The sequence below is a fragment of the Myroides odoratimimus genome (genome assembly GCF_001485415.1).
GTDB classification, from domain to species: Bacteria; Bacteroidota; Bacteroidia; order Flavobacteriales; family Flavobacteriaceae; genus Flavobacterium; species Flavobacterium odoratimimum.
In genome coordinates, this window is the sequence record NZ_BCMQ01000016.1 from 15,947 (window position 1) to 27,406 (window position 11,460).

Below are 11,460 nucleotides of genomic sequence, written 5' to 3' on the forward strand. Positions count from 1 at the left end.
TATTAAATATAACAAAAAATATTTGTGTTTTTTTTTAAAAAAACAATCAAATTGCGTATAATTTTCTTTAAAAAATTTCATTTTCACTACTAGCCTTAGTGCTAAAGTTTCCATTTTGTTGTAGAATTAATTCATACTCAAGAATATTATTAGTTAAATATTGGGGATAATCTTTACTAAATATTTCTTCTACTACAAACCCACCTAAAACCTCTCCATTACCCATCTTCTTTTGAGGATTCCATCCTTTCCCGTAATAGAAAAACACTTGATACTCTCCATTTGAGACACTAAAGCTATACTTACTCGATTTTTTTATATAAGCATGTCTTACGACATTTCCTTTACTTTTTATAATAACTAATACATCTGAAGTACTTGGTGTTCTAATGCTAATTTCTGAACACCTTGATATATTACATAAGTCATTACCTCCATAGTATTTTCTATAAGGAGTATCTCCCGTATGAAGCGAATTATTTAAATAGCGATTATACTCTTCTACTCTTAATTTTTCTTGACGATTATATTCCTCCGTTTCTAATCGGATTCTTTCTTCTTTTTCTAGACGCTTCTTTTCTTGCTCTTCTAATTGAACTCTTAATTCCTCCTCTCGTTTAGTAGCTTCGATCTCTCTTTCTATTCTTTTTTCCTCCTCTAAGGCTAGTCTATATGCTTTCTGTTCTGCAGACTCACAAGAACACAAAATTATTACTACCCCCACTAATAAGCCTATTTTTTTAAAGTATAGTACCTTATTCATATTGAATATTTTAAACTTTATTCAAAGATAATTACAGAATTTAAGTATCCTTTACGGAAAACCGTAATGGCCTTTATTTCATCTCTTTTAACTAGAAAAACATCATTATAAAAAGAGTTCTTTTGTATTAACTTATTCTAAAACTAAACTTGAAGACCTCTCTCGTAGCACAATAAATTCAAAACTTAACTTCAACTTAACCTATTAATCTATTTTTATCAATAATTTCATCAACAGTACTACTAGAAGATTTTGGGGGAAGTAAGAATAGGTAATTAAAGGGGGCTGACATATTTACAATAAACCACGATGGGCTTTCAGCTCTAAGTTTGTTAAAAGCAGACAAAAGTATTTTGATTATTCTCAACATCAAGCCAAGTCGCCAGCCCTTTATTCATCTTAGCGAAGAGGTAATAGACATATATCTGATACAAATCGAATCATTAATTGTATCAAGGATAACCAAGTCCTATAGGTGGTTAGGGAGAATTGCAATTTACCCTTTTCATAAACCACACATAATCAACAACTTACCTTTTAATGCATCTTGCAATAAAAGTACAACTCTTAAGAATACAAAATAAAAACAAAGGTAAAAACCGACATAAATCGATGTAAATCGACATATTCTTTTTGCGATTTTTTATCTCAGAACTCAGAAGGGGTAAGGGATTGGTCAAATGACAGAGCTATCAAAATGAGCTTTTGGTTCCGAATTGTTTTCAAAATGTTTGAGTTTACTTGGGATAAACCCCTATTTTGGAAACAAGACTAAGTCATGAGTGAAATACGACAGAAACCGGATATATGGTTTATAAAAAAAACCGAAGCTGAACTTCGGTTTTTTTATATCTGTCTATCTATGAAAATACCACTGATAGAAATCAGTATTAAAAGTATCAATCTTACAGTTCGGAATAATCTGCTTTAGCACCCCCTCTTGGTGTTGTTTACGCAAGAAACGATTAAAGAGTACAGGATGAGGAAAGCGTTCTTTTAACGCCTTGTTTTTACGTATCTCATCATATAGCTCTGTCGATCTCAATTCTACTTTTGTTGGAGCATCAGCAAAGTATTGATTCAGTTGATCTCGTATAGTGACTAACAACTTGATATCACTAGGCATGCGCTTAAATACAGTAGGACGCGTGTGACTCTGACTTTCCTCAGTTTCTTCTTCCTCTTCTTCGTGCTCATCCTCTATCTCATCTAGAACCTCATATACAGGCTCATAAACGATCATTTCTTCGGGCTCCTCTACCGTATCTAGTACCACTTCTATCTCTGCTACACGATCTTCATTAATCAGGTCGTGTAGCTTGTATTGCAGTTCATCTAAGTAAGCTCTATATACCTCATCTATCAGTAAATTAGGCTGTAATAGCACAGCTGCTCCTACTTCTCTACATTCTACTAATTGGGAATATTTTTTATAATTAGAAACATAATGAAATGTCAACTTATGACGTTCCATTTGCACTGCGAAACGCATCCATAAATCTACATTCAGCGGAGGTTCACCATCTGCCTTTAGCCAGTCATTATACTTCCAGTTGAGTATCCAACCTTTCTCGAAGGTATTCATCACATACTTAGAGGTCACATAGATAGTCACCTCTGCACCTTCTTTAATCTGTTCTAATCCCTTTACAATAGCCATAAGCGAAATACGCGATTGAGAGTTCTCAATGAACCCTTCTGCGAATGTTTTGCATTGATCACCTATACACAGCATATTTGCATACGCTTTCGCATCGCTAGAAGTGTCTATTTTCACTCGGGTATATAAATCAATCTGGTATTTCATTTCTTAGAGATATTTATCGATTAAAGATAAGAAGTTCTGCTGAAATAGACTCTGTCAGAACGCTATTTTATTATAGGTCTAGTGAATGGTTCCCCATTCTCTTCTTCTCTATTTATCTAGTTTTTTTGTATGTTGTAACAGCCAATTATACAAGTCTATATGACGATATAAATCTTCTACACTACCATGTGTTCCTCCTTTGACTACTTGTAATTCTACAGGAGCTTTTTTATCACATTTTTGAATAGCATTCATGATGTTCTTAGATTCTTTAAGAGGGACGATAAAGTCCTTATCTCCGTGAATTAGCTTAATCGGAATATCTGTCACTGCACAAGCATCGCGCTCTTCTCCACCCCCACAGATAGCGATAGCTGCAGCGATACGATGAGGATATTTACCAGCATACTTCATCGTACCATATCCTCCTAGACTCATACCTGTCACATAGATACGACTCTCATCTATGTTGTAATTTGAGATCATATAACTTACAATTTCATCTATTTTATCCGCATTCCAAGGTCCTGAAGGTAATTGTGGTGCTACTAAATACCCTGGTATATCTAATCCTTTCTCCACCCCTTTTAAGGCTCCGTAACGCTTCACTCTCTCTATATTAGTCCCTGAAAGACTTCGACCGTGTAAGAAGATAATTAGAGGATTCTTTTCTTCTACAACTTTAGGTTCATTCAACCAAAATTGGTAAGTCGTTTTGTCTAGTATAGCTTTGGGTTGAGCTAAGGCTGTCATTGAGATAAGACAGATTAATACAGTAAGAAATTTCATGTTTTTTTTAAAGTAAATATAGTCGTATTGTCATAAATACAAAAGAAATAATACTGCATAGCTATGACATTTCAACCTAAATATGATCGATGTATTCATTTGTAACTCATTACCAACAAAGTAACCTCAGCTAAGCTTTTGACAATAATTACACATATTATAACTTATAAACCTAAAAATACTATGATAATTCAAAAAAGATACTACTGTTAACACAATCAACAACAATTATAAACAGAACTTTAAAGAAGCCTATATTATATAAAAAAATCACTTAATTTTGTTAATATACAACATTTAAACTTAGTTTATTGTTCTAGATCACACTAAAGCTAACTAATATTAATGAATTAATAAAAAACATAGATTATTAATAAAACTTGACTTATTACCTTTTTTAAAAAACCTCTTTTACATAGCGCGTTAAAGAGGTTTTTTTATGAGAATACGCTTATTTTTCCACCTTACCTATATTAAGCTAGAGTACAATCATTTTATTCATTAAAGAAGTTTTTGATTAGGAAAGTCAACACCATTACTAGTTTGCCCTTTTTCATATCCCTCAACAGTAACGTAGCTACCGCTCTCTATAAAGTTAAACTTCTCGATTTCAAAGGTAAGAGAATTAATTGGCCTATTTGCTTAGTAAATCTTGCTATTCCATCTCTTCCTTTATCAAATCCATATTTTAGATAAAATAATTCTACATCTTCAGCGAATAGCTTGTAATATGTATCTTCTCCAAAATCTCCTTTATTTACTAATTCATAGTAGCGTTTTACTATATCTAGGTTATTATTATCCATGTTCATTAATTTATATAAGAAAATAAATTTATATCTTCACATGCAAGTACACCTACATTTTATACTTTATTTATCCCAGATTATGCAATAGACATATAGACGAAAAGTAATTATACAAAATAGGTCTGAATTAGTGAGTAAAGCATACTATAGTATGGTTTTAGAGCTAATGAAAGAACTATGAAGTAGAATTTCTTTGTAGTATTTGGCTAATGCGTAATGTGGGTTAAACCTTATTCAATCCATAAAAGAAAAGGCCCAATGCATTCGCATTAGACCCTTTCAACACACTTAATTTAAATCCTGATTCAATTATAAGCGAGCTCGCTATAATGATGAAGAATCTAAACCTTATAAAAAACTATACTATTTACTTTTTTCGATTTTGTATGTCTTTTGTGCGATATGCTCTCTACCAAACATATCTGTCACCTTTACCTCTACTTTATGCTCTCCTAGCCCAATATTAAAAGGTAGTTTAGCACTCCATAAATGAGAAGAGTTAATTGGATGAGAAGGCTTTCTACCTGTCAATAATTCATCTGTCAAGTCATACTTCTGAACTGCAGCATAAAATGCAGGGTCAAAGCTTTCTACTTTCTTCATCTTCTTCCATTCTCCTCCGTCTATTCTATACTCCACTATATCGCGGTCTGTTCCCATAAACACATTGGCGTGAATGCTGTAGTTATTCGCTCTCTTATCTGCTATCACTTTAGGCAAGAATAGTTCCATCTTATAGTCTGCAGATTCTCCTGATACTTTATAGTCTAACTGGTATTGATTTCCCTTTACCACTAGGGTAGCGTATCCCCTAGGTGTTCCATCCCTCATGGTAGAAGCAGGCACGCCTAACTCGTTAAACTCACCAGAATACCAGTCACCAGAAGTAGTTCCTACGTTGTACTCATGCAGTGGTTTTATACCTGACCATCCCTGCTCTTTTGTATAGAACTGATGCATCTGATAATGAGTATGTGCAGATAGTAATAAGATATTTTCATGCTCTTTAAGCAAATCCAATAACTGCTGTCTTGACTCTTGGTCAAAGTGTTTTTCGTTTCCAACAAATAATGGAATATGAAAAGAAATTACCACTAACTTATCTTTAGGAACGAACTTAAGATTATTCTTCACAAAGTCTAATTGATCTTGTCTAAAACCACCTAGATACCCTTTCTTTTTAATTGGGTGAGGATATAAAATATCATCTAATACGATAAAGTGAGCATCCCCATAATTAAAAGCATAATTAGCTGGTCCGAAGTTCTTCTCAAAGGTCTCATCAGAGTAGATATCCTCAGTTGCCTCATAGTTCATATCGTGATTTCCCATCACATTATACCATGGTAGCCCTACTTCTTTCATCACTTCTTTATAAGGCGTATGCAAGTCTAATTTATCTCCTACTAGATCACCTAGACTGATACCAAAAGAGATTCCTTCTGTCTTATTCTTTACCTCATCTACTACTGCTTTTTTAAAGTAATCTAGTTCCTCCAGGCTATATGGCTGAGGGTCTCCAAAGATAAAAGCCTTAAAATCTGCTGACTCCTCTTGTGCAATCAATCCAAAGTTTACTTCTTTTGGCAATTTCCCTGTAGGAGCTACACCTTCATACTTGGTTCCTGTTGGCGATCCTTTAGGCTTATGTGTTACATAAGAGGCAGGTAGATTATATTGATCTAATACAGTAGCGTATTGACTTGGTTTAATCACAAAGATTTGATTATCCCCTGTTAAAGGCAGTTCATACAGTCCTTTATCATCAGTCTGTACGACCTCCACTCCATTAGATACCGCTACCCCAGCTAATACCTTTTCACTCCTATCTTTTTTTCCGTTCTTATTAGCATCCTCGAATACATAGCCACGAACACTAGTCTGCCCAATAGCTAATGCTGCCGTAAATAAGAAGGCAACAGTAAAGAATCTTTTTTTCATTATATATGGTTTATGTTGTTACAAATAGAGCGTATTAAAGTATTTCGTTACGAAAAAGAATATTTAATGATTTTATAATATCCCCTTACTGTTCAGAATGTCACTTTTTTTCAATGCCCAAAATTAGTGATGTCTTCCTACACTAATCTTATGCTATTGTTAAGCTTACGTAACTTAATTAATTTAAAAATTACAATCTTCCGAATTTGACTACTATTATTTTAAAGAGTAGCCTTCTTTATAATATTAATTCTATCTTTAGATACTTAGTAGTTGTTGTTTTAACTCTTTTGAAAGAAATTTAAAATCCAGTTCCAATAATTCACTAATAAAGGGGCAAATATCTATCAAAGCCATTTGTTCGATCACCACTCCTTGTTTTATTCCTTTTCCAAAAGCAACAAATCCAGTTTGCATACTTTTATCGCTATTCAAAAATCCGTGTGCTCCACCTTCTTTATTTAACTTACTCAATACTTCTCCTTTAAGGCCTCCACCAAATGTTGTGTGATCTAAACCTGTTAAGGCTAACTCTGCCTCTGGATCTGCACCAAGCTTTTGTAGCTCTTCTTTTGATATCATGCGATAGCGGTTTCTAATTTCTTGTGGTTGTTTTTCTAATAAAGCTTTAACTTTTTCGATTGTTTTTACTTTATCCTTTCCTTGCACTCTCAAGAAAGCTGAACCTCCTTGGGTATGAAACATTGCTTTCCAGTCCATTGTTTTTGCGTCGTTTAACAGTCCTGCATCCTTTAACCAAATATTAGGTTGTAAACGGTGTGTGATTTTCTCAAACCCATGATCTCCTGTAATAATTATTACATAGTTATCTTTCAGTTTTGAACGATCTAATGCCTCAATAATTGTTTTGATTGCACGATCAGCTCCAGCAACACTGGCACGTACCAAAGGACTATCCAAACCATCTTGGTGCTCATAGTGATCTGTACATGGAAAGTGAAGGGTTAATAGATTCGGTTGATACTGCTGAATCATATAACTTCCCATACGTGCAATATTCTCATCCATAATCAGCTCTTCTTCTGTCATTGCCCAATCTTTAGCTCTTAATGTTCCTGTTGCTTCATTTTGTATCTCGCGCCACAAACTATAAGGTGTAGTATATAAAGCTGTAATACTTCTTCTATCGTATCCGTTAGTAAGATCCCATATATCAGGAACATTATAATCGATAGGCGCATTGACTGTTACAGGCCAAATTACATTAGCAGAAGTCAGCTTTTTTTGCTTCACCACATCATATAGTGTTGGTATTTTAATTGCACTATAATCCCAATACCACTTTTGAGAGCCTGTAGCAGGGTCAAAAATATTGTTATATACTATTCCATGTTGAGCAGGAAATTCTCCTGTAATAATGGTTGTGTGATCTGGATAAGTAACAGAAGGGAAGATAGGAGTAACTGCCTTAGCAGCTACTCCATTTTTCATTAACTCTCGTACTGTATGCATTCCCCATTGCTCTTCTAAATAGAAATCTGGTCTAAAACCATCGATTGTAATTAATACAATATGAGGTGTTTTTTCTTGAGCTATAGTGGTTGTACTTAAACCGCAAAAAAGCCCTATCGCAATTAGTATTTTTTTCATATTAATCTATCGTAAAAGTTGCCATAACAGGCCAATGATCTGAAGGCCATATTAGGCCAAAACTTGTTCGTATTACTTTTCCTTCTATTAATTTGAAAGGAGAAGAATAAAAGATATAATCTAAAGTAGTTGAACCTGTTGGCCCCCATTTGTGAAATGTTTTTAATGATTCGTCTACAGCATTCAACAATTTTGGTTGCGTTGTTGTTTTTAAAACATTAATTTCTGTAGTATGAGGTTGTCCATTAAAATCTCCTATACAAATTACAGGGCGATTCTGGTAATTTTGCTCGATAATATTAACGACATCTTTAGCCATTTTTGTTCTATCTTCTGAAGAAACAGTTGTCCAATGACTATTCGTTACAAAATATTCTTTTTGCTTTTGCTTGTCAAATAACACCACCCATGCACCACTTCTATTCTCAGTATATTTCATTTGATAAGTAGCACTCCCTCTCAAATCAAAACGATCTTTTTTATAGAAGATCACTTTAGGTGATCCGTATGAATTGGCTTCGTCCATATAATACCCATAACCCTTGGCTGCCATCTGTTGTTGCATCCACGTTTCAAACCAATTATCAGAAAACTCTTGCAACCCAACAATGTCTGGCATTTCGTCTATAATCACTTGTAAGATATACTCCTTTCTACTCTCTAATGAATAGGGATCTGTAGCATCGTGATGACGAATATTAAAAGACATGACACTTACATTTCCTTTTGAAGGCTCAGGTACTTCTGGTGTTGTATTTCCTTCTGCAAATACTGTTACTCCATTGGCTCTCTCGATGTCTGTTAAAGAAGATTCTCCTGCACAATAACTTAGCTGTACAATAGTAGAATTTCTCAGTACCTTCCATTCCTTTCTATCTGTAGAACCACCTAACTTGATAAAATCTCCTACATCCGAACCTGGTTGACTAAACAAATGTACATTGAAACCTTGTCCAAAAAACGGTTGTGCTTTACCTTCTTTATCTTTTGTTGCATAACGGTCATTTTGTTCTGGCACACGATATCCCCAATTGTTAACCGAATCATATACTCCGTCTAATGAGGTACCATAAAAAACAGCGTCTAAAGGAATTGATTCTCCTGTAACTGTTGTTCCTTTGAACACTGCAACACCATCTGCTACATTCTGACCATCTTTCCCTAAATTCCCTAAGATTCCTCCATTAGGATCTCCAAAACCGTCTCCTGCTTCTAATTTATAGTCTTTTGTAGCAATCCAATTAGACGTACTGATATCTGTACTTTTTCCACAACTGCCATAACCTGAAAGTACCTTTGACTTTCCTCCTACATAAAAGAAGGTTCCCTTTTTTGCCTTTCCTGATACTAAATCAAACTTATAGGTTACATTTCCTCCTTGTGCCCATCCTCTATCTCCAACAATACCATTGTTTGCCATAACTACACTATAAGGTGTACGCTCAAAATCAATATCCTCTAAAGCCATTAACTGTACATACTCGTACCCTCCAATATGATTTACAACTACTTTACCTCCATCATAAGTAGAGGATGTGCCATTAGCTGCTGCATCTGTTCCTCGCGGATCGGCCTGTATTCCAGTAATTACAATAGGAGAATTTTGAAGAACAACATCTTTTGGAGCAATATCTAATTTGATCTTGACTTCTTTGTCTTCATTCTTTATTTCTACCACTACTTCGTTAACTTGATTTTCGTAACTACTCTTTAACTTATAGCTTCCAGCAAGCAAATCGCTAAACACAGCTGCTCCTGTTGTTGAAGATTCCTGTTTTTTTATCTCCTTCTGCTTTTCGTCATATATAGTTACTTCTGCCTTAGCTAAAGGAGACTCTATCTTATTTACCACCAAGGCTGTTAGAGTAAACAACTTTGTAGGATCCTTCTTTGGGTTTTTATTTGTATAATCATCTTCATAATTACAAGAGATACAACAAAGTAATAAAACCACTACTTGAATTATTCTTATTATTTGACTTTTCATTTCTATTACAATTAAATTACCAACCTTGATTCTGACTTAATTTACTATTTAATACAATTGCGCTATATGGAATTGGGTATACATACTGATGGTTTTCATAGATACGTTTTAGATTGTCCATAATTATAAGTGTCCCAGAATCACCATTAGACAACTTGTACTGATTGTTATCAATAATATAGTAGTACACTCCTTTTTGTGGATTTGCAGGTACTTTTGTAACAAAAGAAACATCTGACTTACCATCCCCATTCATATCTAATGGTGTATTCATGGCTGGTACATACATGCCCTCATAGCTTTTGGTTAAAAGCCCTCCTAACTTCCAACGTCTTAAATCATCATATCTAAAGCCTTCTAACACCAGCTCTATTCCTCTTTCTCTTCGAATTTCTAATAAATTCGCATCTGATATGTTTGGAAAAAACTCTTGTTTTAAATAGGCATCTGCGACTGTTGGTATGCTACTATTGGTAATACCTGCTCTTTCTCTTAGCAACTTGATTGTTTTGTCCCAATCAGCACCTGTAAATTCTTCTAATTCGGCTTTTGCTTCAGCATAATTCAACAGAACCTCAGCGTACCTAATTAAAGGCAGTGTATTATTATTTTCTGCTACTCCATCTGTAGCAGAAGAATCTAAGGTTAATTTTTTGGGCTGATAACCTGTATAAGTATAGGTGAAATCAGGAGCAGCAGCTTGTCCATCTCTTTTGTAATCTCCCATTCGAATGGTTTGTTCTAAACGTTGATCTCTGCCTTTTACTTCTTCCCAAAAAGGTATAGTTGCATGCCCAGCTTTATCTGTAAAGCGAGTGCCATCTATATTTAAATAGGTATTGATAAACGATTTAGTCAAATTAGAGCGATTCCCATACGTTGCACTTGTATAATACCAATTTGCATCGTTAAAGATTCTATAAGCTGCACTTGCATTAGCCGCTAATATCACTTCTGAAGCTTCTACTGCTTCTTTATTAAACAAGTTTCGATAGCTTTGATTCCCTTGCGCTGTATTTAAGCGATAAGAAGACGTTTTCATTAATTCATCTGCGGCATTAGCTGCTTGTTTTAACCACTCTGACGAACTACCTACCAACCCTAAATCTGTATGATATTTTCGATAGGTTCCTTCAAAAAGACATACTCGAGATTTAAAAGCTAATGCAACATGTTTGGTAATTCGTGAAGCACTATTATCTTTTCCTCCTTCAATAGCACTAATTGCAAAATCTAAATCTTCTAAAACCTTTTGCATCACCAATTCTCTTGTATCTCTTGGTTTATACAAATCGGGATCATCTACTGTTAGTGTTTTGTCATACCAAGGCACATCGCCAAAACGCTTTACTTTATCAAAGTAAAACCACGCTCTGAAAAAGCGAGCCAATCCTTCGTAATGTGCTTTCCGTTTATCTATGATCTTAGCTCCTTTTGATTTTTCTAAAAAATAATTGATATTTCTCAAATCACTCCAACTCCAACCCCCACTATCATAGGCTGTATAAGTACCTGTTAAATAGTTATTGATTGTTCGACCAATAACATAATCAGACATATTATCTCCACGAACGACATCATTTCCGTTAGGTAATATTTTATAAAAAGAATTGCTATATAATTCTAAATCTTTTTCTGTTGTAAAAGCTACATCTGGTGAAAGTTTATCAAAGGGTAATTGATCCAAGTCGTTTGAACAAGAAGTTGTGATAAACAAACCTGCTAAAGCAGCTATTAATATTATTTTTTTCAT

The 11,460-nt window shown here is 34.4% G+C and carries 8 protein-coding genes; all 8 read right to left on the reverse strand.

Annotation, left to right across the window (positions count from 1 at the left end):
* Nucleotides 1-67 precede the first annotated feature (67 nt).
* Nucleotides 68-763, reverse strand: a complete 696-nt coding sequence (locus tag MODO_RS13170; RefSeq protein ID WP_006258178.1) for a hypothetical protein — start codon at nucleotides 761-763, stop codon at nucleotides 68-70.
* A gap of 856 nt (nucleotides 764-1,619) precedes the next feature.
* The gene (locus MODO_RS13175) at nucleotides 1,620-2,570 is read right to left on the reverse strand and encodes an RNase H family protein (protein ID WP_006258179.1); all 951 of its coding nucleotides are present in this window, start codon (nucleotides 2,568-2,570) and stop codon (nucleotides 1,620-1,622) included.
* A gap of 108 nt (nucleotides 2,571-2,678) precedes the next feature.
* Nucleotides 2,679-3,359, reverse strand: coding sequence for a carboxylesterase family protein (locus tag MODO_RS13180; protein ID WP_006258183.1), 681 nt, complete (start codon nucleotides 3,357-3,359; stop codon nucleotides 2,679-2,681).
* A 587-nt stretch (nucleotides 3,360-3,946) separates the two neighbouring features.
* Entirely contained in the window at nucleotides 3,947-4,165 is a 219-nt protein-coding gene (locus tag MODO_RS13185; protein ID WP_006258184.1) for a nuclear transport factor 2-like protein, read from the reverse strand.
* A gap of 366 nt (nucleotides 4,166-4,531) precedes the next feature.
* Nucleotides 4,532-6,109, reverse strand: coding sequence for a calcineurin-like phosphoesterase C-terminal domain-containing protein (locus MODO_RS13190; protein WP_006258185.1), 1,578 nt, complete (start codon nucleotides 6,107-6,109; stop codon nucleotides 4,532-4,534).
* A 258-nt stretch (nucleotides 6,110-6,367) separates the two neighbouring features.
* Nucleotides 6,368-7,720, reverse strand: a complete 1,353-nt coding sequence (locus tag MODO_RS13195; RefSeq protein ID WP_006258186.1) for an alkaline phosphatase family protein — start codon at nucleotides 7,718-7,720, stop codon at nucleotides 6,368-6,370.
* Nucleotide 7,721: 1 nt separating this feature from the next.
* Nucleotides 7,722-9,707: an endonuclease/exonuclease/phosphatase family protein gene (locus tag MODO_RS13200; RefSeq protein WP_006258187.1), complete on the reverse strand. Its 1,986-nt coding sequence runs from the start codon at nucleotides 9,705-9,707 to the stop codon at nucleotides 7,722-7,724.
* Nucleotides 9,708-9,723: 16 nt separating this feature from the next.
* On the reverse strand, nucleotides 9,724-11,460 hold the full coding sequence (locus tag MODO_RS13205) for a RagB/SusD family nutrient uptake outer membrane protein (RefSeq protein WP_059051198.1): 1,737 nt from the start codon (nucleotides 11,458-11,460) through the stop codon (nucleotides 9,724-9,726).

Coding starts and splice junctions, on each gene's coding strand:
- MODO_RS13170 (WP_006258178.1), bottom strand. CDS start 763: ATGAATAAGGTACTATACTTTAAAAAAATAGGCTTATTAGTGGGGGTA.
- MODO_RS13175 (WP_006258179.1), bottom strand. CDS start 2,570: ATGAAATACCAGATTGATTTATATACCCGAGTGAAAATAGACACTTCT.
- MODO_RS13180 (WP_006258183.1), bottom strand. CDS start 3,359: ATGAAATTTCTTACTGTATTAATCTGTCTTATCTCAATGACAGCCTTA.
- MODO_RS13185 (WP_006258184.1), bottom strand. CDS start 4,165: ATGGATAATAATAACCTAGATATAGTAAAACGCTACTATGAATTAGTA.
- MODO_RS13190 (WP_006258185.1), bottom strand. CDS start 6,109: ATGAAAAAAAGATTCTTTACTGTTGCCTTCTTATTTACGGCAGCATTA.
- MODO_RS13195 (WP_006258186.1), bottom strand. CDS start 7,720: ATGAAAAAAATACTAATTGCGATAGGGCTTTTTTGCGGTTTAAGTACA.
- MODO_RS13200 (WP_006258187.1), bottom strand. CDS start 9,707: ATGAAAAGTCAAATAATAAGAATAATTCAAGTAGTGGTTTTATTACTT.
- MODO_RS13205 (WP_059051198.1), bottom strand. CDS start 11,460: ATGAAAAAAATAATATTAATAGCTGCTTTAGCAGGTTTGTTTATCACA.